Source organism: Paracoccus marcusii, from assembly GCF_028621715.1.
GTDB lineage: Bacteria > Pseudomonadota > Alphaproteobacteria > Rhodobacterales > Rhodobacteraceae > Paracoccus > Paracoccus marcusii.
The window spans coordinates 1,953,985-1,976,808 of record NZ_CP117466.1 but is presented as its reverse complement, the minus strand read 5'-3'; the positions used below and the strand labels follow the sequence as shown (position 1 = coordinate 1,976,808).

Annotated in this window: 21 protein-coding genes; 7 read left to right on the top strand and 14 right to left on the bottom strand. The window is 61.6% G+C overall.

The features are described from left to right. Positions 1-662: 662 nt before the first annotated feature. Positions 663-1,852, bottom strand: a protein-coding gene (locus tag PRL19_RS09770; protein WP_273742807.1) for an IS3 family transposase whose coding sequence is annotated in 2 segments (ribosomal slippage) — positions 663-1,594 and positions 1,594-1,852 — 1,191 coding nt in all. Because the reading frame shifts where the segments join, the coding sequence is not laid out codon by codon here. 1,625 nt (positions 1,853-3,477) lie between these two features. Next, positions 3,478-4,167 (bottom strand): hypothetical protein, encoded by a 690-nt coding sequence (locus PRL19_RS09765; RefSeq protein ID WP_273742811.1) that lies wholly within the window; start codon positions 4,165-4,167, stop codon positions 3,478-3,480. A gap of 796 nt (positions 4,168-4,963) precedes the next feature. Here PRL19_RS09765 and PRL19_RS09760 point away from each other — a divergent pair. Both PRL19_RS09760 and PRL19_RS09755 read left to right on the top strand, forming a co-directional pair. After that, positions 4,964-5,446 (top strand): phage tail tape measure family protein, encoded by a 483-nt coding sequence (locus PRL19_RS09760; RefSeq protein WP_273742810.1) that lies wholly within the window; start codon positions 4,964-4,966, stop codon positions 5,444-5,446. 44 nt (positions 5,447-5,490) lie between these two features. Then, on the top strand, positions 5,491-6,252 hold the full coding sequence (locus PRL19_RS09755; protein WP_273742809.1) for a hypothetical protein: 762 nt from the start codon (positions 5,491-5,493) through the stop codon (positions 6,250-6,252). A 411-nt stretch (positions 6,253-6,663) separates the two neighbouring features. On the opposite strand, the gene PRL19_RS09750 is transcribed toward PRL19_RS09755, so the two are convergent. Then, on the bottom strand, positions 6,664-7,002 hold the full coding sequence (locus tag PRL19_RS09750) for an H-NS family nucleoid-associated regulatory protein (RefSeq protein ID WP_273742808.1): 339 nt from the start codon (positions 7,000-7,002) through the stop codon (positions 6,664-6,666). Between the two features lie 349 nt (positions 7,003-7,351). Between PRL19_RS09750 and PRL19_RS09745 the strand changes: the two genes are divergently transcribed. Further along, positions 7,352-8,541 (top strand): IS3 family transposase gene (locus tag PRL19_RS09745; protein ID WP_273742807.1). Its coding sequence is split into 2 segments (ribosomal slippage): positions 7,352-7,610 and positions 7,610-8,541, totalling 1,191 coding nucleotides; the frame shifts between segments, so codons are not numbered across the junction. A 15-nt stretch (positions 8,542-8,556) separates the two neighbouring features. On the opposite strand, the gene PRL19_RS09740 is transcribed toward PRL19_RS09745, so the two are convergent. Together PRL19_RS09740 and PRL19_RS09735 are read right to left on the bottom strand one after the other, a co-directional pair. Beyond that, positions 8,557-9,516: a DUF6538 domain-containing protein gene (locus PRL19_RS09740; protein WP_337960278.1), complete on the bottom strand. Its 960-nt coding sequence runs from the start codon at positions 9,514-9,516 to the stop codon at positions 8,557-8,559. A 369-nt stretch (positions 9,517-9,885) separates the two neighbouring features. Beyond that, complete coding sequence (locus PRL19_RS09735; protein ID WP_273742804.1) at positions 9,886-10,953, bottom strand: SDR family oxidoreductase; 1,068 nt, start codon at positions 10,951-10,953, stop codon at positions 9,886-9,888. Positions 10,954-11,053: 100 nt separating this feature from the next. Here PRL19_RS09735 and PRL19_RS09730 point away from each other — a divergent pair, with 100 nt between their 5' ends. Continuing rightward, positions 11,054-11,437, top strand: coding sequence for a winged helix-turn-helix transcriptional regulator (locus PRL19_RS09730; RefSeq protein ID WP_046000940.1), 384 nt, complete (start codon positions 11,054-11,056; stop codon positions 11,435-11,437). Here the strand turns inward: PRL19_RS09730 and PRL19_RS09725 are convergent. Genes PRL19_RS09725 through PRL19_RS09695 form a run of 7 tightly spaced genes read right to left on the bottom strand, consistent with a single transcriptional unit; the run spans position 11,434 to position 17,198 of the window. Continuing rightward, complete coding sequence (locus tag PRL19_RS09725) at positions 11,434-12,585, bottom strand: hypothetical protein (protein ID WP_273742803.1); 1,152 nt, start codon at positions 12,583-12,585, stop codon at positions 11,434-11,436. The genes PRL19_RS09730 and PRL19_RS09725 overlap by 4 nt on opposite strands. Continuing rightward, positions 12,582-13,199 carry a tetratricopeptide repeat protein gene (locus PRL19_RS09720; protein ID WP_194885251.1) on the bottom strand — a complete coding sequence of 206 codons (618 nt, stop codon included), beginning with the start codon at positions 13,197-13,199 and terminating at the stop codon, positions 12,582-12,584. The genes PRL19_RS09725 and PRL19_RS09720 overlap by 4 nt, the downstream gene beginning before the upstream one ends. Then, on the bottom strand, positions 13,196-14,098 hold the full coding sequence (locus PRL19_RS09715; protein WP_273742802.1) for a VWA domain-containing protein: 903 nt from the start codon (positions 14,096-14,098) through the stop codon (positions 13,196-13,198). Before PRL19_RS09715 ends, PRL19_RS09720 begins: the two co-directional genes overlap by 4 nt. After that, on the bottom strand, positions 14,095-15,036 hold the full coding sequence (locus tag PRL19_RS09710) for a VWA domain-containing protein (protein WP_273742801.1): 942 nt from the start codon (positions 15,034-15,036) through the stop codon (positions 14,095-14,097). Before PRL19_RS09710 ends, PRL19_RS09715 begins: the two co-directional genes overlap by 4 nt. Next, positions 15,033-15,401, bottom strand: a complete 369-nt coding sequence (locus PRL19_RS09705) for a hypothetical protein (RefSeq protein ID WP_273742800.1) — start codon at positions 15,399-15,401, stop codon at positions 15,033-15,035. The genes PRL19_RS09710 and PRL19_RS09705 overlap by 4 nt, the downstream gene beginning before the upstream one ends. Beyond that, the gene (locus PRL19_RS09700; protein ID WP_273742799.1) at positions 15,398-16,222 is read right to left on the bottom strand and encodes a DUF58 domain-containing protein; all 825 of its coding nucleotides are present in this window, start codon (positions 16,220-16,222) and stop codon (positions 15,398-15,400) included. The genes PRL19_RS09705 and PRL19_RS09700 overlap by 4 nt, the downstream gene beginning before the upstream one ends. A 7-nt stretch (positions 16,223-16,229) precedes the next feature. Further along, entirely contained in the window at positions 16,230-17,198 is a 969-nt protein-coding gene (locus PRL19_RS09695; protein ID WP_273742798.1) for an AAA family ATPase, read from the bottom strand. 276 nt (positions 17,199-17,474) lie between these two features. On the opposite strand from PRL19_RS09695, the gene PRL19_RS09690 reads away from it, so the two are divergent. Then, complete coding sequence (locus PRL19_RS09690) at positions 17,475-18,617, top strand: DegT/DnrJ/EryC1/StrS family aminotransferase (RefSeq protein ID WP_045983192.1); 1,143 nt, start codon at positions 17,475-17,477, stop codon at positions 18,615-18,617. Here the strand turns inward: PRL19_RS09690 and PRL19_RS09685 are convergent, their stop codons facing one another. Both PRL19_RS09685 and PRL19_RS09680 read right to left on the bottom strand, forming a co-directional pair. After that, a complete protein-coding gene (locus PRL19_RS09685) occupies positions 18,618-20,195 on the bottom strand; it encodes a GMC oxidoreductase (protein WP_045983193.1) in 1,578 nt (525 codons plus the stop codon). 653 nt (positions 20,196-20,848) lie between these two features. Next, a complete protein-coding gene (locus tag PRL19_RS09680) occupies positions 20,849-21,550 on the bottom strand; it encodes a winged helix-turn-helix transcriptional regulator (protein ID WP_273742797.1) in 702 nt (233 codons plus the stop codon). Between the two features lie 58 nt (positions 21,551-21,608). On the opposite strand from PRL19_RS09680, the gene PRL19_RS09675 reads away from it, so the two are divergent. Further along, on the top strand, positions 21,609-22,055 hold the full coding sequence (locus tag PRL19_RS09675; RefSeq protein WP_273742795.1) for a VOC family protein: 447 nt from the start codon (positions 21,609-21,611) through the stop codon (positions 22,053-22,055). Next, positions 22,045-22,743 carry a glutathione S-transferase family protein gene (locus PRL19_RS09670; protein WP_273742794.1) on the top strand — a complete coding sequence of 233 codons (699 nt, stop codon included), beginning with the start codon at positions 22,045-22,047 and terminating at the stop codon, positions 22,741-22,743. Before PRL19_RS09675 ends, PRL19_RS09670 begins: the two co-directional genes overlap by 11 nt. Positions 22,744-22,824: the final 81 nt, after the last annotated feature.

Sequence of the window (22,824 nt, the reverse complement as noted above, 5' to 3'; positions counted from 1 at the left end):
TAAAAAGACAGTAATCCTTGGTTGTTAAATCATAGACTTTAGCCGATAGCCCGATGTCTGAAATCGTTAGCTATCGGCCATTTCTTCTTTTAACCAATCATCCCCATTCACATTCACGACTTTAGATGCCGGGGGGCATTGTCGCGATATAAGAAATACCTTGGTCATTCCTCAAGGTTTAAGCCGTCACTCACGTTCCCCCGGACGTTGGAGTGGCGGCTATTTTATTTTTTAGGCTAATCCCATGAAAACAATTTTAGTACTCGATGCCCTTCCAGGCACAGGCAAGTCTACAGCTATCTTCAACATGATGCGCAAGAACCAAGACAGTAAGTACATCTACGTGTCACCGCTTCTCAGTGAAGTAGAAGAACGTATTCAGTCAGAACTGCCAGAACTGCAATTCAAAGCCCCTAAGAGCGATAGCGATACCAAGACAGCAGACGCTCTGAAACTACTCCTAGACGGTGAGAACATTGCCACTACTCACTCACTGTTTGCCCTTATGGATCAGCGGCATTGGCAGGTTATTCAATCTCAGAGTTACAAACTGATCCTAGATGAAGAAATCAATGTAGTTGAGGAATTTGCCTGCAAGTCTCGTGACGTTACCATGATGGTAGAACAGGACAGTGCAGAGATTGTGACGTTGCCCCCGACTTTTATCCAGCGTGAGCGAGACTCCGAGTTTGAGTTTTGCCGTTTTGGACGGGTTGGGCAACGGGGGCTGGCGCGGAGCTTTGCGGGTTGCGCAGCGTCAGGCCCCGTTGCGGGGTGAAGGTTTGGGCGAACTCGGCTGGCGTCTGCCAGCCAAGGCGTGAATGCGGGCGTTCGATGTTGTAGTCCATGCGCCAGGCTGCGAGCGTGGCGCGGGCATGGCTCAGGGACGGGAACAGCGTCTCGTTCAAAAGCTCGTCGCGCAACCGACCATTGAAGCTCTCGATGAAGGCGTTCTGGGTCGGCTTGCCGGGCGCGATGTAGTGCCATTCGATCTTGCGATCGTCAGCGAAGGTCAAGATGGCGTTCGACGTAAATTCGGTCCCGTTGTCGCTGACCACGGTTCCGGGCTTGCCGCGCACATCGAACAGCGTTGCCAGTTCCCGCGCGACCCTCGCACCGGACAGCGATGTGTCGGCGATCAGGGCAAGGCACTCCCGCGTGCAGTCATCGACCACAGTCAACACGCGGAAGCGGCGGCCATCGGTCAGCTGGTCGGAGACGAAGTCCAGTGACCAGCGCTGGTTCGGCATCAGTGGCCGCGACATCGGAGCTCGTGTGCCGATGGCCCGCTTGCGCCCGCCGCGGCGCCGGACATGCAGCCGTTCCTCACGGTAGATGCGGAACAGACGCTTGTGGTTCACCTCATGCCCCTCGCGGCGCAGGAACACATGCAGCCGCCGATAGCCGAAGCGGCGACGGACCCGCGCCAGTTCCTTGAGCCGCTCGCGCAGCACCGGATCGTCCTGCCGGATCGCCTCATACCGCATGGTCATCCGGCAACAGCCGATCACCCGACACGCCCGCCGTTCGCTCATCCCGTGGCCTGCCACTAGATGTGCGACCGCTTGCCGCTTCGCGGCGGGCGCTACCACTTTTTTCCCAGGAGATCTTTCAGCGCCGCAGTGTCGAGCATCGCATCGGCCAGCAGCCGTTTCAGGCGAGCGTTCTCGTCCTCAAGCCCCTTCAGGCGCTTGGCCTCGCTGACGTCCATGCCGCCATACTTGGCCTTCCACTTGTAGACCGTCGCATCGCTGACGCCGTGCTTGCGGCACAGATCGGCGACGGAAACTCCTGCCTCATGCTCCTTCAGAATGCCGATGATCTGATCTTCGGTGAACCTGCTGCGCTTCATCTCTGGTCCTCTTGGTTGGGCCAGAGTCTACCTCAAACTGGATTAGGCGCAGGGGGCAACGTCAATTACTCATCCCTACAATCAGGTTATTCTAAAAAAGCCTGTTTCATATTTTGTCGGTGGATCATTCGAGAACATTGCTAAGGAAGCAAGTAAAGGCAATCTCTACACTACCAAGACAAACACATTCCTAGTAACACAAATTCCTATTGAGTTGTTTAAGGCTGCTAAACAGACAATCATCATCACGTACATATTCAAAGGCTGTGTACTAGAGCGATTTCTTAAACTTTATGGTATTGATTGGAAGTATCTAGATATTCCTCTCTACAAATCGAATGACGATGTAATTAAGTCATTGCGCGACAACATCCAATTTGTCCATATTCCAACTATGGACCCCGTGAAGCGAATTAGTCTTTCTTCTACTTGGTATAAAAGGACTGCCACCCCAACACAGCTACAGCTAATCGGTAAAATTGTTCGAGGGGTAAGGAATCATGCAGATAACGATGACAACAGGATCATGGCAGCACTGCCTAAGCTGAATGCTAACAAGGGTCCTAAGTATGTAGGTCGCCCCAAAGATCGGCCAGTATCGAATGTATATCTATCAGCAATGTCTAGGGCGACTAATGACTACTCACACAAAGACGTAGTTCTACATTGCTATGATCGGTACCCACACGTCTCAGTCAGTGCCTATTTTCAGTCTCACGACCTACCGATTGACAGTGACCAATTTGCACTAAGTGAGATGATCCAGTTTGTGTTTCGCAGTGCAGTTCGTAACGGTAAATCTATTTCACTATTTGTAGCATCTACAAGAATGAAAAAACTTCTAGAAGATTGGCTTAACAGTCAGGAAGAAGAAGTATTGGAAGAACTATTAAACTAAATACTATTCAAGGAAATAATTAATGAAGGTAATTACATTAACATACAAACTACGAACTTACGAAACACTACCAAGCCATAAGTCAGACAAGAAATCTAAGTTTGCTATCTACCTAAATGACAACCTGATCGGCCTAGTCAACAGTCCCGTACGTGATGGTGCAAGAGCCTTGCTCAAGATGGGTTTCGATCCTGAGACGCTCATGACCACTCAGGCTAAGGACAGTCAGAATCCCTCATGGAAGCCTCAGACGCTACGCCATCGGGCTAAGCTGACAACAGAGGAACAAGACGACCGTGCAGTACGTGCTAAATCGTTCAGAGAGTGGGAACGGATAGGGACTACAGAGCCATCAGAGCCTTTCCCTATACCGACCTACTTGGACAGTGAGGGAGGGCTTGAAACAGGCTGTCGGGGACACGCAGAAGCTATCCGGGACGCCACCCTATAAGTACTGGTTTCGTCATAGACTACGGGAGGAAGGGCTGTGCTCATGACTAGCGTATCCCGTACACGCCACAGTGTATCAAAGCAGGGTGTAGCTCAAAGCCCTACCACGAGGGTAACATTCATTACAGTCCATGCGTAACCCGCCTACAGAAAGAGTAGCTGAGCCCATTTAGAGTAGATCACACCAGGAAGATTTTAAACTCTGTTCTGGCGGACGTTAAACGCTATTATGATCCATCCAAAGATGAATCTGTTGATAATCTTCTTTCACAGGCAACTACTGAAGTTCTAGCCAAGCTTGGTCTTCATAGAAGCAGAACTTGAATCTGAATTTTTCGAATATCTCACCCCTAGATGGCATAACAAGATACGTTACCTCCAACTCAAATACGGCCTCTTCGTACTGCCTTGGCCATTCAGACGAGGGAAAGGCGAAATAAATTGTTTTGGTATTCTTCTCTGGTGGAACCGCTGAGAAGCGCACTGGTTCGCTAGGTAATTTTAGAAAGGGATCGTGTTTGGAATTTGCGGCGTCATCTGCTCCACCTGAATAGAACTTAATCGCCTTATTAACACTTACGTTAAGAGCGGGCGTATTTCCAAAATTCCTCAGGCTTACCCAGATCCTATCATAAACTTCGTATTCACCTTCATGGAATGTCTCTTCGTTTGCTTCATAACCGAAATCGTGGACATGCAACCAAGCCCGAGTTTGCGCGATGTTCGTTTCAGCTTGCTGCTTAGCCATGTCTTGTGTTGCTGAGAGCGTATCTCCTGTTGCCCTCAAAGTTTCGCTGACAAGATAAACAGCGTAGATGCTGACGAACGTAGCAAAGCCGCTAAACACTCCCTGTAACCAGGGTGGGACTGCCTGAATGGTACCAACACCAAAGGCTCCAGCCAGCATTGATAGTATGAAGCCAATCATACACCCAGCAAACAGGCCAACTACTAACGTGTTACTCAAGTCACCGTCCTTGATGCGCCTCTGGGGTGGGTTTGTCGCTCGATGGCTGTTCAGCGTCACCGAATAGCAGGCCACTGTTCGCAACCAGAAGCAAGGTTACTGGGATCAGAACTAGAAAAGCGACGACGCCCTCAGTTCGGTCTCTCTTTGGCTCCAGGCCGAAAATGTACGCCAACGAAAGCACCCCGCTCTCGTAGGCCATGAAGTGTAAAGGGATCGAGAAGATAAACCAAAGCACTCCAGCAGCTACCCCTGCCCTACTAACATCTGCGTTCCCCATAAGGAACAGAAAGAGCGTCAGGGAGGCTGCTAGCAATGCTACGCTGTAAGTGAAGGCTTCAACACCTTTGAGTAGTGTGTCTCGATCATCTCTCATAAACTGGCACTCCTTTGGTTGCCCGCCAGTGGCTCCGGCTCATTTGTAAGGTGTTGTCTATAAGCGAACAGCGTCCAACATAAAGGACTTGAAGAGCATGGCCAATACGGACTTTTGACTTGTATCTCATTGAAAAAAAAGTTCCACATGACAACACTGCAAACCAATTTCAAGCCAAGCAATAACTACACAAGCGAATTCATCAAAGAAAACAAGAACAGCCTTTTAGGTATTCATGGTGAACAGAGACAGGAACTAGAGAAAGTCATTTAGATTGAAAGTAGGCTTGGAGACGCCCGTGCTCAAGTTTCTAAGGCACAGATTGAAGCTATGGCAAGAGAGGAGCTTGCCCTGGAGCGAAAGCTTCAAAGAGAGCAAGAAATCTAGAATCTAGGCAAGAATAGCGTGGAGAGCCTTCTAATGACTGTCGTGGATGGTACTTCAAGTATCAAAGATGCTTTCAAAGGTATGCTTAGAAATATTCTCCTAGAAGTCTATCAGCAATATGTAGCTAAAGGTGCTGCTGATATGGCTGGTAATGCTCTATTCAGTCTGCTGTCAGCTAAAGGTAATGCCTTTGGTGCTGGTGGTGTCAAAATGTTCGCTAAAGGTGGCGTTGTAGGTTCCCCTACCCTCTTTGGCTATGGCGGCAATAAGACAGGAATGATGGGTGAAGCAGGACCAGAAGCTATCATGCCGCTTAAACGCAATGCTCAAGGTCAACTTGGTGTAGCTGTCTCAGGTGGTGGCGGTAGTCAGGTGAATATTTACCGCAATTTCCACATTGCAGCCAATGGCGACGAGTCTGTTGCTAGAATTGTCAACGCACAGATTCCAAGAATTACTAAGGCTTCAAAGCAAGCAGTTCAGGATTCAATTCGTAGGAACAAGCGGGGGTTTTAATACCCCTTCCTACATAGACTATTTTACAATCAAGGAACTTAAACATGATTAAATTCAAAACAAACTGGTCTGTCCTATCACAAGATCAAGCTACAGCCCAAAAGGTAGCAGAACTGAAATTCTACCTAGATAATCGACTATCTGTTGTCAAAGAGGCTACAAAAGATGATCTAGAACGTATTCTGGTAAGCTTCCTAGCCTATGGTAGTAATGAGTTTCAGATTGCTATGGAGACTATCCCCGATCAGGACAAGGAACTTGTTGCAGTATGTAGGGATACGCTCACAGGGAAGCTGCTACAGCGGACTAAAGGTCGAAATGGCTACCGGGTCAGGGACGATCAATTAGGGCAGTACAGCGTCACTACAATAGGTGTGGAGAGCAAGTTTAGGGTACTCACCAAGTACGGTTCAGCGATCCTGGACGACAGCTACCATAACATTCCCCTAGATCAGCTAAAGACGCTAAATTACTATCCTATCTCGTCAATCACTGTCATTAAGCCCCATCTACAGACAAGCTGGTGTGTGACAGGTGCGGGTCCCGCGCTACGGTGGCTTAATGTAGAAGGTGATGAACTACCCGAAACAAGTCTATTCACACAGATTAGGGACAGGGCTGTAGCTGACAACTGGATGAACCTAGCACCTTATGGAAAAGATACCATTCTCTGTGTAGATGCCAATCGGGCTTGTGTGTCCCTCAGGACTGCTACAGCAAAGGTCACAGGACAGCTCTTCAACTATTCCGCATCATTCAAAGACCAATTTGGACGAAAAGGTGTTACTTGGGGCAGTAAAGAATAGATTCTACAATCATCAAATAAATATATCCCTAGGGCATTAAATAGCCTTAGGGACTTTTTCTATCTTAAAGGAACATATTATGATCTTTAGCTTTATCTACATCGCCTCAGCACTAGCAGTAGCCGTATCAGCAATGAATAATTCCTACACCTTCAACGAGTAACTATAGTTACTTACTATAGTACTATCTTATTCCATGACTGATTGATGATTTGTCATGCCTGTAGTTTCAACTACTATAGTAGTGCAGATAGGCACGGTTACTGCCCTGTCAAGAGCGCAGCATTCACTACATCAAATAAAGTTCGGTGTTTATTGAGCGTAGCGTAGAGCGGCATTGGCACTCTCAGGTAGGATGATCTACATAAGGGTTCTTTCGCCGCTCTACGGTGCCTTCTACGGCCTCTATGACTACTTCAACTTGCCGCTCTTGACTGCCTCAACAAGCCAAGCAGGAAGCCTACCCTTATCTTTGACAATGTATGTCTTACCTTGAGGGTCAACATAACCCTTACCAAGCTTAGTGGTTCGCCATTCCGTCAACATCTGACTATCTTTATCCGCTGTAGGCTTGTTCTTCTTTGCTGCTGGCACAGTAGATAGACCGAGCAATTCGGAAACGCTTTGACCAGTTGCGCTACTGATAGCCTCAAGACGCTCTTTAATTTCTGCTACTTCTTCTTGCGAAGCGTCTACAATTTGCTGCTTAAGTTTTTCCTGTTGAGCCAGCAGATCACTAAGTTTAGCCATTTTTATTTCCATTCCAGCTTGTTGATGGTTTCTTGCAGAACAGTAAAGTCCAGCTTGTTGCCTGAGTATAGGCCGTAGGTCATTGTCGGTATGTCATGCCCTAGCAGGTTAGCAGCTACATTCTCAGCTACACCAAGTCTCTGAAATTGAGTAGCAACACCTTTCCGCAACGAGTGAAAAACTATGTTTCCGCCAAACCCACATTTTAGCTTTAGCTTGCCAAAACGCTTACCTATTGCGTTTGACCTGTCGCCATACTTGTTGAAGGATAATCCAGAAAGCAAGTGACGTTGCCCCCTGCGCCTAATCCAGTTTGAGGTAGACTCTGGCCCAACCAAGAGGACCAGAGATGAAGCGCAGCAGGTTCACCGAAGATCAGATCATCGGCATTCTGAAGGAGCATGAGGCAGGAGTTTCCGTCGCCGATCTGTGCCGCAAGCACGGCGTCAGCGATGCGACGGTCTACAAGTGGAAGGCCAAGTATGGCGGCATGGACGTCAGCGAGGCCAAGCGCCTGAAGGGGCTTGAGGACGAGAACGCTCGCCTGAAACGGCTGCTGGCCGATGCGATGCTCGACACTGCGGCGCTGAAAGATCTCCTGGGAAAAAAGTGGTAGCGCCCGCCGCGAAGCGGCAAGCGGTCGCACATCTAGTGGCAGGCCACGGGATGAGCGAACGGCGGGCGTGTCGGGTGATCGGCTGTTGCCGGATGACCATGCGGTATGAGGCGATCCGGCAGGACGATCCGGTGCTGCGCGAGCGGCTCAAGGAACTGGCGCGGGTCCGTCGCCGCTTCGGCTATCGGCGGCTGCATGTGTTCCTGCGCCGCGAGGGGCATGAGGTGAACCACAAGCGTCTGTTCCGCATCTACCGTGAGGAACGGCTGCATGTCCGGCGCCGCGGCGGGCGCAAGCGGGCCATCGGCACACGAGCTCCGATGTCGCGGCCACTGATGCCGAACCAGCGCTGGTCACTGGACTTCGTCTCCGACCAGCTGACCGATGGCCGCCGCTTCCGCGTGTTGACTGTGGTCGATGACTGCACGCGGGAGTGCCTTGCCCTGATCGCCGACACATCGCTGTCCGGTGCGAGGGTCGCGCGGGAACTGGCAACGCTGTTCGATGTGCGCGGCAAGCCCGGAACCGTGGTCAGCGACAACGGGACCGAATTTACGTCGAACGCCATCTTGACCTTCGCTGACGATCGCAAGATCGAATGGCACTACATCGCGCCCGGCAAGCCGACCCAGAACGCCTTCATCGAGAGCTTCAATGGTCGGTTGCGCGACGAGCTTTTGAACGAGACGCTGTTCCCGTCCCTGAGCCATGCCCGCGCCACGCTCGCAGCCTGGCGCATGGACTACAACATCGAACGCCCGCATTCACGCCTTGGCTGGCAGACGCCAGCCGAGTTCGCCCAAACCTTCACCCCGCAACGGGGCCTGACGCTGCGCAACCCGCAAAGCTCCGCGCCAGCCCCCGTTGCCCAACCCGTCCAAAACGGCAAAACTCAAACTCGGAGTCTCGCTCACGCTGGATAAAAGTCGGGGGCAACGTCACAAGTACTCATCTTTACTCTCTTTTTTCATTGTAGCGACGAGATCAAGAATGTCCGTATGTAGGGGTATAGTTCTCCACCCTGCGGGTGACTTTGCGTCCTCTACCAACAATCTGTCAGGAAGTACCTTGTCCAGCTTAATGCTACAAAGTTCCTCTACCCTAGCGCCTGTATAAGCCCCTAGCTGTATGAGGTAGGCAAGTTGGGTATCACCCTTCTCCTGTGCAGCTTGTAGGAGTGTACGGTAGTCCTCAGGCTCTATGTCCTTGCGTCTGGTGGCAACCTGCTGCTTACGGCTCACAGTGCGGTCAGGGACTACATATTTGAAGGGTTCTAGGACGTTCAGGTCTTTCCTGTCGGTAAGGTATTTCCAGTACTGGCGCAGGTTAGACATGATCCTTCTACAAGTGGCTACAGACAGTCCATCCTCAGCGATCAGGTTGACCTCTACCCATTCTTTTACGTCTCTGTTTGTAGCATCCTCAGCATATTTGAATTTCTTGATGAACCTACGAATGTCAGAGAGCCGCATGTCCTTAGACTTGGCTTCAATGTGTGAAAGCGTCTTTTCGTAGGCTGCCAGATGGTGCTTGAGGGGGAATTTCTTGCCATGCAGGACAGCAGACAGGTCCTTACGGTTCGTCTCTAGATCACTCATGTCATGATCGGTTTGGGGGGTCAGGATCATAGCAATGTCTACAGGGTCAGGTTTGACCTTCGCGGCCATCTTCTGACGGACAAGTACAACCCTGTCTAAGTTGGGTGAATTACCCTGTGCAGCCTGTATCTCTGCCTTCCAGCGACCTATCAGTTCATGCTTCCTGACCTCAGCAACCTTGAGGCTGTCAGTCTGTAGCGACTGGATGAACCTTGCCTTGCCCATCTTGCCTCTGAGAGCGCGTGGGACCTCTAGGACTGCATAGTAGCCCTGACGACGCTTCTGTAGGTATTGGGGCACGTTCAACACCCCTCATGGGGTGAAGGGGCATAACCCCTGTTTGAACTGACAAGTTGAAGCTCTGCTTCTACGGGCATGATGATCCTGGTAGCAACACACGCTGACCATCATAACTACATGGGATCAATGAAAATAATACGTTAACCCCTTAGATCATCCCATCCCTTCGTCTCCGCCATCACCTCACCGTCACGATATGATCAACTGACCTGATGCGGTTCTGTGGTCGTCGTGAGTGTCGTCGGACGCCTCCGTCGCATGACCAAAGCACCGTCGGCCATGGGCCAGGCAAACCATCATTCCGTCCGCGGCGATGAGGGTGCCGGTCGCCCGACATCCTCACCGCAGCAGATGCAGATCTTTGGACGGTCAGCGGCGGGGGATGATCCGGTCTGCCTCCAGCTGTTCGAACAGGTCGAAGAACGCCTCGTCCGTCGCCTGATAGGCGGTGAAGCCCAGCTTGCGGCTTTTGGACATGTCGGTCACGACCTCGATCGGCCGACCCAGGTCGGCGTCGGTGTGCCACGGCGACACCAGGCGGGTGATATCCGGCTCGGCCAGCCCTTCGCGTTCGGCGATGCGTGCCCAGATCGCGGCGTCGTCCGCCATCTGGTCGGCCAAGGGGCGTTCGGTGCCGTCGAAATCCTCGGCTTTGACGCCGAACCAGTCGGCCAGACGGTGCCACATCCAGTTCCAGCGAAAGACGTCGCCGTTGACGATATTGAACGCCTGGTCATGCGCGGCGGGTGTGGTCGCCGCCCAGATGACCTGGGCGGCCAGCTGGCGGGCGTCGGTCATGTCCGTCAGGCCGTTCCACTGCACGGCCGATCCGGGAAAGCGGAACGGGCGCCCGGTCTCGCGGCAGATGGCGGCATAGACGGCCAAGGTGGTGCCCATGTTCATGGCGTTCCCGACCGCCTTGCCGATGACGGTGTGGGGGCGGTGGATGCTGTAGGTGAAGCCGTCGCTGCGCGCGGCCTCGAACAGTTCATCCTCTTGCGCGTAATAGAAATTCGCGACGTCCAGCCGCCCCTGATCCTCGCGGAACGGGGTCTTGGGCAGGCTGCCCTTGCCATAGGCCTCGAACGGTCCAAGGTAATGCTTCAGCCCGGTCACCAGCGCCGCGTGGCGCACGGTGCCAAGCGGACGCAGACCGTCGAACAGGTTGCGCAGCATCAGGGCGTTGACGCGGATGTTCTCGGCCTCGGTCGACTGGCGCAGCCAGGTGGTCAGGAACACATGCGTCGGGGCCAGACCGTCCAGGGCGGCGGCGACGGATGCGGGGTCCAGCAGGTCGGCGGCCACGGGCGTCACGCCCTCCTGCGGCTGCGGATTGCGGCTGAGGCCCAGGACGGCCCATCCGTCGCGGACCAGTTGGGCGGCGATGGCCTGGCCCTGAATGCCGGTGGCGCCGACAACCAATGCGGTGCGGGTCATGAATCTCTCCTGTCTTTGTGCTGTCAGGGGATCTAGTCAGCGCGGCGCGGTCGTGCCAGACGGCACCAAATTGGGACATAGCCACCGAAAGGTAACCACCATGGAACCCGGCAGCATCGACACCGACTGGCGCGAGGATTGCGCCCCCCGGCGCACGATGGAGATCTTTGCCACGAAATGGACCAGCATGATCCTGCACACGCTGCATGCCCAGCACGGGGGTGCGGCGCGCAATGGGGTGCTGCTGCGCAGCCTGCCCGGGATCTCCAAGAAAATGCTGGTCCAGACCCTGCGCGAGATGGAGGACAGCGGCCTGATCGACCGCCATGTCGAAAGCACGGTCCCGCCGGCGGTCGAATACAGCCTGACGCCGCTTGGCAGGCGCTTCGTCGACCTGGTCGAGACGGTCTATGCCTGGGGCCGGGCCAATGCCGACGCGCTGGATCAGCTGCAGGCCCGCGCGACGTCCCGGCGGAACCGCTAGGCCCGCGACCAGTCGCGCAACCAGCGCATCGCGTCGAACCCCGGCGCGCCGGCGGGGGCATAGATCTGGTGGTCCAGCTGGCGCAGCAGGGCCTGCCTGCGCGGCCCGCCGCCCCCGCGCCACGCCAGATGTGCCGCCGCGGCTGCACGCAGCCCGGTCAGATCGCCACTGGCTGCCGCCCTGCGCATCGCGGCCGCATGCGGGCCGGGCCGCAGCCGGCGCAGGCCGCGCCCGATCGCGGGCAGCCTGCCCCACAGCACCACGGCCAGCGCGACCACCCCGCCCGAGAGCGCCAGCCCCACCATCTGCCAATACAGAGCGACGCCCGTCCCCGATGCGGTGCTGAAGCCCGCGAAACCGAAGGGGATCGGCTTCATCGCCGCCACCTCGATCCGGCGGCTGTCGGTGTCCAGCCAGGGAAAGGGGATCGCGGGCAGGACGCCTGGCTCGCCCGTGCGGGGGCGCATCTGCCATTCCCAGACCACGCGGGCGACCGGGCCGTCCGGGGTCGGGATCGTCTCGCGGGTTTCCGGCAGGGTAAAGCTGATCAGCCAGGGCTGGGCGATGTCGGGGCGCGGCGGCAGGTGATGGGCCATCGCGCCCAGGGCCTCGATGGTGACGCGGCGGGTCAGGATGTCGTCCTTGGCCAGGCGGCCGGGCGGTGCGGACAACTCGTCCGTCAGCACCAGCCTGCGTGCCGTCAGGGGGCGGCCAGAATGGGGAAAGGGCTTGACCGTCAGGCGCGTTGTGCCCGACGTGACGCTGACCTCCTCGCGGACGCCGCTGCGGGTGATGTTGGTCAGGTTATGGGTTAGCGGACCGATGGTCAGGTCCCCTGCCCGGCGCGGAAACAGCGCGATGTCGCGTTCGAAGATCTGGATCATCCGCCCGCCGATGCGTTCCTGGAACCAGCGGTCGCGGTCGATCTGCATCCAGTCATAGGCGTCGGACGACGGAAAGGTCAGGCTTTCCAGCGACACGGTCAGGTCGTATTCGCCTCGGAGCGTCAGGCGTACCATCTCGGCCACGACGGGGTTGCCGTGATCGTGCAGGATCAGCAGCCGCGCCTCTCCGGGGGCCAGGGGCGCAGGGGTTTCGGCGCGCAGCGGCGTGGCCAGCATCAGCAGCAAGAGGATCAGCCGGATCACCACGGGTCACCCGCCTCGGGCCGGATCAGGCCCAGCCCGGCGCGCCGGTCGTGTTCGGCCTGCAACCGCAGGGCCAGGAATTCGCCGGGATCGTCGGCGATGGTTTCCAGCCACGCGTCGCTGGCGGCCATGCCCCGCGCCTCGACCGGACGGCGCCAGCTTTCGGCGGCGGCGTCGGTCAGGGCGTTGGCGATCATCTCGTCCGGGGCGGGACGCCCGCCCCGCCCCAGGATGCGACCCGGCGCGACGCTGTCGCCCTGCTGCGGCGGAAACATCGTCGCCACCAGGTCGCGGCTGGCGCGGGCCTGTTCGTCGGCGGGGTTGGCGAACAGCACCGCGTCGAAATAGGCGACCGCCAGGGGATAGTCGCCCGTGGCGGCCAGCGACAGCGCGCGGTTGTAGGTCTGCGACCGGCCCGCGCGGGCGAAATCGGCATCGGCCAGGCCGTGGTCGCCCAACCGGTAATGGGCCACGCCCCGTGCGCCCGGATCGTCCAGCAGGATCAGCGCGACCCGGTCCCACCCCGCCCGCAGCGCCAGCGCACCAAGCGCCGCGGGGCCGGCAAGGACCAGCGCCGCCACGGCCAGGACCAGAAGGACCGCCGCCGCCCTCATTGCCGCCGCCTCAGCATCTGCAGCAGCGGCAGGGCGGCCAGCGCGGCCAGGAACGGCCCCAGATCGCGATAGCCCAGGGCCGTAACCGCTGGATCGCGACGGCGATCGCCCCCCTGGCGCAGCCGGGCGGCCAAGTCGTCGACATCCTGTGCCAGCACCATCTGACCGCCCGATTGCACTAGCTGCGCCAGCGCATCGGGCGCAGGGGTGGGCGCCTGCGGCGCGGCGCCCACGACCCGGACCGCCCAGATGCGCGTGCCCAGGGCGGCCAGACGCCCGGCCTCGGCCACGGCCTGGCCATCGACCCCCGCCCCGTCCGAGATCAGGACCAGATCGGCCTGCCCCGCATCGGCGAACATCTGCCCGGCCAGGCCGATGGCGGCGGCGGGTCTGCTGCCCTGACCGGGCACCGTGTCGGCATCCAGGACCGCGATCAGCGTCTGCAGCGTGCGCGGATCGGTGGTGGGGGCGGATGCGGCATAGGCCTCTCCGCTGTAGAGGATCAGGCCGACGGGCCGGCCGGCCAGCCCCTGCAGCAGGGCGGCGGCGGCCTGTTGCGCCTGCGCCAGCGCCGGTCCCCGCGCGACCGACGGGGACAGGTCGATGGCGATCAGCACGCTGTCGGTGCGCGCCAGGACGGGCGCATCGGCGCGCGGCAGGGCCGGCCCGGACAGGCCCAGCACCAGCAGCGCCGCCGCCCCCACGGGCAGCAGCGGACCCCACCGGCCGGTGCTGCCGCCCAGGGCGCCAATCGCGCGCATCGCGGCCAGCATGTGCGCCGGCATGACCTGTTCCCACCCGCCAGCGGACGGCCCGCGACGGTCCAGCCACCACGCAAGCGCCAGAAGCGGCACCAGACCCGCCAGCCACCACGGCCGCAGCAGCAGCGCGCCGGTCATTCCCGCCTCCGGATCGCGGCCAGCATCAGGCAGGCGGCGCACAGCATCGCGGGCCAGATCCACAGCGACCGCCAATAGCGCAGCGGCGGCCGTTCGCCCGGGCTGGGCTCCAGCCGGTCCAGCGCCTGCGCCATCGCGGTCAGGTCGGCGGTGTCGCGCACGCGAAACAGCGCGCCCCCCGCGGTTTCGGCCACCGCGCGCAGGGTCGCCACGTCGACCGCGTCGCGGGCGGTGGGGCGGGTCTCCAGGTCCTCGGGGCCCAGGGCGATGGTGTGGATGCGCAGCCCGTGCGACGCCGCCAAGCGCGCCGCGTCCACCGCCAGCACGCTGCCCGAGGTGTCGACCCCGTCCGACAGCAGCACCACGACCCGGCCGGGCGACGTGCTGTCCTGCAACCTGCGGATCGCCAGGCCCAGGCCGTCGGCGATGGCCGTGCCGCGGCCCGACACGCCGATCTGCGCCTCGTCGATGGCCTGCACGACGGCGTTCAGATCGAAGGTCAGCGGCGCCGCGACATAGGCGCGTCCGCCGAAGATCACCAGGCCGATCCGGTCGCCCGTCCGGCTTTGCACAAAGGCGCGGGCGGTGCGCTTGACCGCGTCCAGGCGGCTGACGGGCTGACCGTCCAGGGTGAAATCGGCCTGTTCCATGCTGCCCGACAGGTCCAGCGCCAGGACGATCTCCCGCCCGCTGGCGGGAACCACCTGGGCCTGGCGTTCCACCTGCGGCCCCGCCAGGGCGACGACAAGCAGCACCCAGGCCGCGGCCGCCAGCCACGGGGCGCGGTGCAGCGGCGGCAGGCTGCCAGGCGTGGCATGGGGCAACAGGTGGTCGGGCACGTCCAGCGCGGCACGGGGCCGGACCACCGGCGGCAGAAGCCAGCGCAGCAACAGCGGCAGCGGCAGCAGCGCCAGCAGCCAGGGTGCGGCCAGGCTCATCTGCGCCACAGGCGGCGCAGGCGGGCGCCGCGGGTGATCGCCTCGATCCGGCGGTCGGACGGTGGCGGGGCCGCGCCATAGGCGGCCGGGCGCAGCGCCGCTGGCAGATTGCCCAGCATGCGGGCGATGGCCAGCAGGCGGTCCGGCACCGGCAGCCCCCGCAGCGCCGCCACGCGCAGACGCGGGCGGGCCGCCCGGCGGCGCGTGAAGGGCAGCACCGCCAAGGCCAGCACCAGCCCCGCGATGATGCCCAGTGCCAGAAGCGCGGCCATCTCTGCCGTCGACAGGATGGCCATCGGCGTGGGCAGGCGGATCGGGGACAGGGCCTGCATCAGCTGGTCATGGGTCATCGCCTCAGGCGTCACGGCTCAACCCGTCGCGCAACGGCGCCCATCGCGGCCAGGCGGTCGGTCTGGCCACCCAGATCGGCGGGCTGCAGGCGCAGCAGCCGCGTGGCGCCGCCCTGTCGAACCGGCAGCGGGCGGGCGGGTGGCGCGGTCTCCAGCGGGTCCAGGATCAGCGCGACCTCCACCCGGCGGCCGCGGGCCAGGCGGGACAGCGCGGCATCGGCCCCCTGCCAACCATCGGGCAGGGTGGCCAGGACGACATGGGCGCCCGTCGGCGCGGTGCGGGCGGCCAGGGACAGCGCCTCGGTCAGGGGCGCCGTGCCGGGGGGATCGGCCAGGGCGGCGGCATGGCGGTCGACCAGCAGGCGGCAAAGGGTCAGCATATGGCCCGCGCCGGTCGCGGGCGGCAACACGCGGACCCCCGCCCCTTCGGCGACGATCAGGCCGACCGCACCCTGGCGCGCCACCGCCTGCCAGCCAAGCTCCGCCAGATGCCGCGCGCCGCGCACCGACCGCAGCGAGTCGCCCGTGCCCCACAGCATCGGCCCGCGCAGATCGGCGATCAGCAGCGTGATGTCGTCGCGATCCTCGTGCAGGGCGCGCACATGCGGCACGCCCGTGCGCGCGCTGGCCGAAGGGTCCATCCGGCGCGGATCGTCGCCGGGGACATAGGCGCGGATCTCCCTCAGGTCCATGCCGCTGCCCGGATGGCGCGAGGCCATGACCCCCGCCCGCCGCGCCATGGGCCGCTGCCGGGGCATGACGCCCTGCCCCGCCTGCAGGTCGACCAGCGCCTCCAGCGTCAGGGCGATGCCGGGCGCGGACCGCCAGCCGCTCATGGCGCCCCTACCACGGGGTCACCTGGCGCAGCGCCTCGGCGATCAGGCGGCGGCCGTCCTGCCCTTCGCTGGCGGCCTTCCAGTTCGGGACCAGCCGGTGGGCCAAGGCATCGGGGGCCAGGGCCTGCACGTCCTCGGGCAGGCCGTGATCACGGCCCTGCAGCCAGGCCCGCGCGCGCACCGCCGCGGCCAGCGCCAGCGTCCCGCGCGGAGAGACCGGGTGTTCGACCGCCTCTGCCAGCGCCCCGCCGGGCCGCGTCGCCAAAACCAGCCTGATGATGAAATCCTTGAGCACGGGGGCCAACGTCACCTCCGCGACCTGCAGGCGCGCGCGATCCAGGTCGGCGGCCGTCACCTGCGACAGCACGGCCGCCATGCTGCCCCGGCCCTCGGCCTCGACCAGGTCCAGAATGGCGCGTTCGTCGTCGGCGCCCGGCAGATCCAGCCGCAGGTGCAGCAGAAAGCGGTCCATCTGCGCCTCGGGCAGCGGAAAGGTCCCTTCGTGCTCGATCGGGTTCTGGGTGGCCACGACCATGAAGGGATGCGGCAGGGGGCGTGTCACGCCGCCGGTGGTGACCTGCCCTTCGGCCATCGCCTCCAGCAGGGCCGACTGGACCTTGGGGGGCGCGCGATTGATCTCGTCCACCAGGACGATGTTGTGAAAGACCGGGCCGGGCAGAAAGTCGAAGCCGCCGGTCTCGGGACGGAACACCTGGCTGCCGGTCAGGTCCGACGGCAGCAGGTCGGGGGTGCACTGGATGCGCGCATGCTCGCCCGGCAGACGAGCCGCCAGCTGCTTGACCGCGCGCGTCTTGGCGATGCCCGGCGGCCCCTCCAGCAGGACATGGCCGCCGGTCAGGTACGCGATCAGCAGACGTTCGACCAGCCAGTCGTGGCCCACCAGCGTCCCCGCCACGTCGTCGGCCACGGCCCTGACACTGGCGCGGGCCAGATCGACATCAGCATGATCGTCCATGAGCGCCCCTCGGATTGCTTGCAGATGGTGCAGCGGCTTTCCCATCATGGCCAGCCGGGCCGCGCCGCGCTGCCACCAAAGTCGGGCAGGCCCGCCCGCGCTGTGCGACGGTCCCGCCTCGCCACCGGAAGTGGAATCACGCCATTGTGGGGGGCGGAACGGGCCGCCGCAGTACCGATAACCGGGTGGATTCGGCATCTTCCCCTTGCCCTGCAGGCCCTGGCGCGGGATGGTGCACGGCGCGCAATCCAGCGCCCATCGCATACGGAGCGGACAGTGCCTGACGTCGGTCTGAGAGAGTGGTTCGCGGTCGGCCGCGCCATCGCAAGCGGCAGCCTGCTGCGCTATGACAGCGGGGCCAGCCGGACGGCCCTGTTCGAACGCGAGATGGCCGCCCAGACCGGCGCCGCGCATGTGCTGGCCGTGAATTCGGGGACCAGCGCGCTGGTTGCGGCCTTGGCCGCCGCCGGGATCGGTCCGGGCGACGAGGTGCTGGTGCCGGCCTATACCTGGATGGCGACCGCCGCCGCGCCGGTGCAGGTCGGGGCCGTGCCGATCCTGGTCGACATCGACGAGACGCTGACCATGGACCCCGAGGACATCCGGGCCAAGATTACCCCCTATACCCGCGCGATCATCCCGGTGCACATGGTCAACGCGCCCTGCGACATGGACGCGATCATGGCGATCGCCAAAGAACATGGCCTGATCGTCATCGAGGATTCGTCCCAGGCCGTTGGCATCCGATACAAGGACCGGCATTGCGGGGCGATCGGCGACCTGGGCGTGTTCAGCTTCAACCGCATGAAGAACATGAACATCGGCGAAGGCGGGGCCGTCCTGACCAGCGACGAACGCTATTTCATCCGCGCGCGCAGCTATCACGATCTGGGATCGATGGTACGCCAGCACGGCGACCGGCTGAACGAGCCCGAATTCGTCGGCATGAACATGAAGGTCACCGAGATGGACGGCGCCATGCTGCGCGTCCAGCTGAAGAAGGTGGTCCCCATGCTGCGCCGGATGCAAAAGCGCCGCGCCGTCCTGGCCGATATCCTGCAGCACAGCAGCGAATTCAGGGTCACCCCGCACAACGATCCCGCATCGGCCGTCAGCCTGTCGATCCTGGCCCCGACCCGAGAGAAGGCGATCGAGCTGACCGGCCGCCGGGGCGTGCACAACCGCCTGCGCGACAGCTCCAAGCACCTGTACACCAATTGGGAGCCGATCCTGAACAAGCGGACCTTCCATCCCAAGATGAACCCCTGGGCCTGGGCCAAGCGCGACATCGAATACACACCCGACATGTGCGCCCGCACGCTGGAGATTCTGGACCGGACCTGCATCGTCACGCTTGGGATGCGCTATCCCACCCCGCTGATGGCGATGGTGGCCCGCAAGCTTGCGGGCCAGCGCTGATCAGCGGGCGGCCGCATGCGCCGCGGCGCGTGCGGTCAGCATCATCATCGTCAGGGTCGGGTTGTGGACATGCTGGCGCGGAAAGCACGCCCCGTCCGTGACATAAAGGCCCGGCACGTCCCAGCATTCATTGTGCATGTCCACGACGGATGTTGCGGGATCGGTTCCCATCCGCGCCGTGCCGCATTCATGCACGCTGGTGCCGCCGGGGGACAGGTCGGTGTTCACAATCACGTCCGTCAGACCGATATCCGCCGACAGCTCGCGGATGATCTGCGCCTGACGGTCCGCCAGGGCGCGCTGTTCCGCCGAATGGCGGAAGCGGATCACCGGGACCGGGATGCCGTACCGGTCGGTCTGCGACGGCGACAGCGTCACCCGGTTCCACGGATCGGGCAGCATCTCGGCGAACGAGACGATGTCGACCCGCGCGGCCCCGTCGGGACGGGGATGGACATGGATCTGCATGCTGATCGACGGATGCAACGACGGGTCGGGCGGAATGTGGATGCAGCGGCCTGGCTCTGCCTGTTCGGGCAGGACGTCGTCCGATCCGGCGCGATATCCGGTTCCGCTCATGACCGCATGGTCCATCAGGTGACGGCCCAGGGCGGGCGATTCCGTCCCGATGCCCGCATCATCGCCCACCGACCGCGACAGCAGCAAAATGCGCGTGCTCTCGATCGCCGAGGCGCAGAGGAACACGACCGGCGCGTGGACGGTCCGGACCGCGCCCGTGCGGCCGTCGATCCATTCGACCCCGCTGACCGCGCCCGACGGATCCTTCAGGACGCGGCGCACCACGGCACCGGCCTGAAACGCCATGCGGCCCGTGCCGGCCGCGATGTCCAGCCATGACAGGGGCGGCGCGAAATTGCCCAGCACCGGCCGTGCCCGCGGCCATCTGGACCGGATCGCGCCGATGATCGCCTGCTCGGACGGGGTGGGCTGCAGGACGCCGGCCAGGCGGCTGGTGTCCGGGCCGGGAACGGCCTGATCGCCGCCGCGCAACTGCAGCTTGTCCTCGACCCATCCGTACCAGTCGGCGACATCCTCCAGCGCAAAGGGCCAGGCATTGTCGGCGCTGTTCGAGCCATCCGACTTCATGCCGGACAGACGATAGTACTGGCGCCCATGGCCGGGAACGGTCATGCGCCCCCCCGGCTGGCGGGCGCGGAACCACAGGAACTGGCTGCCGTCCTCGGTCTGGTAGGGACAGTCGCGGTCGTCGACCAGCACGTTGGGGGCCATCGCCCAGGCAAAGCAACGCGACTGGACCGGCTGGCGGGCGCGGCCCAACAGCCGAAAGGCGCGTTCACCAAAGCGGGCCAGGCTGGGCGGCATCCGGCTTTCGGCCCTGGTCCTGTCCAGGAACCGGGCCACGGCCGTCAGGGCCTTGGTCACGGGGTTGATGCGGCCGGGCCCGGCATCGCCGGCCTCTAGGACCGCCACGCGCATCCCCGCCTCGGCCAGCGCGGTGGCGGCGACGCCACCTGCCGCGCCAGAGCCCACGACGATCGCGTCAAACCGGCTGCCATCCGCGATGGATGCGTGCCTCCACGTTGCAGCGCCGGTCATGGGCATGCCGATCGTTGAAGATGATCCAAAAGGCCGGAAGCCGGCCACGATCGGGTGGGGGCGCCCATTGCGCGGTGCAGGGCGGACCGACGCAAATCGTCGAACGGAAAGGACGTGTGGAAAAGGAACTGGCTGAAATTCACCTGATCATCCTTGTGGTCGCAATATGCCACGGTCCTAGACGTTTCCAACGGGGCGGGTCATCGACGTCCGTTCCGTCATGACAGACCGCATGCTCTTCGCCGACGTGACAAGGTTGCGCACCGGCAGGTCAGGGGAACAGCTCATCAAATACTCCATGCGTCAAAACGGGCATCATTCATCGTGCCGCACCGCACCGACCGGAAATTGAATCGTTCGCACGATAATATTGCGAAAAGCATACAGGTTCGGCATCGATTGCGGGAATAAGACATGTCCGTGACTGTGACAACAGTCCCGCGATCGACCGGTCTGCGCGCAAAAAGATTGCGCAGACAACCACAGCGGGCGTCGCGCGGCGCTAAGGTGCTGTAGTCTATTTGTATTATTAATTTCCCGCCGCAATCTCAAACGGCGGATTTATCCATTAACCACCGTCAAAATACGTCAATATATATATATTGGCAGTTTCGGCCGTCATTTCGCAATCGAGCCCGGTCGCTTTGCATATATCAATCCGCAACATTCGGCGGGGCGGATTTTTCCGGAAGATTGAACAGGTCCATGAACCTGCGCAGGTCGCAAGCTGCGCCCCTGCAGGTCACGCCGGCCGTTTCAGGTGCGACTTTGCCATAGAACAGCGCGGCCATACGGGGTGCCGCATCCGCCTCGAAGACCAGATCGGCCGCGTCGGGAAGCCCGCGGGTGACATCCAGACAGGCCTGTTCAAGACGCAGGCCAAAGGAGGATCCGCCGATGGTGATCGCCACCGTCAGGGACAGCCCCGCGGCCGCCTGGCGATCCAGCATGGTCCGCAGGGACATGATGAAGGACGCCGCCGACAGGGGCAGCGTCGGGTCATGCAGCGGAGAGGCGGCAGCCCACCGCCCGATCTCCTGCAGGATGGGTTCGGCCGACCGGCCCCAAGGCGTCAGCTGATAGACCTGCGCGGGCACCGGGTCGGACAGGGTGATGCGGGCCAGGATGCCGCTGCGCTCCATTCCGGCCAGCCGTTCGGTCAGGATCTTGGCGCTGATGCCGGGCAGGTCCGCGCGCAGGTCGGTGAACCGGCGCGGCCCGAACATCAGTTCGCGCAGGATCAGCAGGGTCCAGCGTTCGCCCAGCAATTCCATGCCGAAGGCACTGCCGCAGGCATCGTCGTACCAGCGGCCATGGGCGGGTTCCGGCCTGATGGTTTCTTTTTGTAACTTCATGGTTGCCTCAGGTAACCAAGCGCCCCCATCCTGTCAACAGCACAGGAGGAGCGAATCGATGACCCGGATGATCTTCGTCAACCTGCCCGTCACGGACGTGGCGCGGGCGACCGCCTTTTACGAGGCGATCGGCTTTACAAAGAACGAGGCCTTCTCGAACGAACAGGCCAGCGGCATGGTCTGGTCCGATGCGATCCACGTGATGCTGCTGGATCACGCGTTCTACGCCACCTTCACCGACAAGCGCATCATCGAAGCCCGTACCCAGTCGGGCGTGCTGCTGTGCCTGACCTTCGACAGCCGCGCGGCCGTCGACGACATCCACCGCCGCGCCCGCGAGGCGGGCGGGCACGACACGCGTCAGGTCGAGGACCAGGGCTTCATGTATGGCGGTGCCTTCGACGACCCCGACGGCCACGGGTGGGAGACGGTGTGGATGGACCCCGCCGCGACGCGGGACGGCCCCCCCGACATGCAGGATGCGGGGGGCCGCCATGCCGGTTGATCCCGCGGCCAAGATCACCATCACCGCCTTCGACTGGGTTCCGGATTTCGCCAGGGGCCAGGTCCGTGACCTGCGCGTCCGGTGGGCGCTGGAGGAGGTGGGCCAGCCCTATTCCGTGCGCCTGCTGTCCCAAGGCGCGCAGAAGCGGCCGCCGCACCGGTCGCGCCAGCCCTTCGGCCAGGTGCCGACGCTGGAGGATGGTGACCTGATCCTGTTCGAAAGCGGTGCGATCGTCTGGCACATTGCCGAACGCTTCCCCGGGCTGATGCCAGGCACGGTGGCGGCGCGGGCGATGCAGCTGGAATGGGCATTCGCCGCCCTGAACACGCTGGAACCACCGTTCATGGACCACGCCATGGCCACGCTGTTCGAGGCCGACGCGCCCTGGTCCGCGCCCCGCCTGCCCGCGGTCATGGCCCGCATCGACGAACGCCTCCACGAGGCGTCGGACCGGCTTGGCACGGCGGACTGGTTCGGCGGCGAATTCGGGCCGGGCGATCTGCTGATGGTGTCGGTCCTGCGGATGGCGGACGGGATGCTGGACGACCATCCCAACCTGGCCGCCTATGTCGCACGCGGAACGGGGCGCGATGCGTTCGCCCGCGCCTTGGACGACCACATGGCCGGCTTTACCGGCGCCCCCCCTCCGGTCGGCCCGGAACGGGCGCCGCCGCCGGACGGGCCGTGACCGCCCAACCCCTGTCGCACAAGCGCCATCAGAGTGTCGCAAGGCCGTCACCGACCGTGATCAAAGAGGACCCCGAACCAA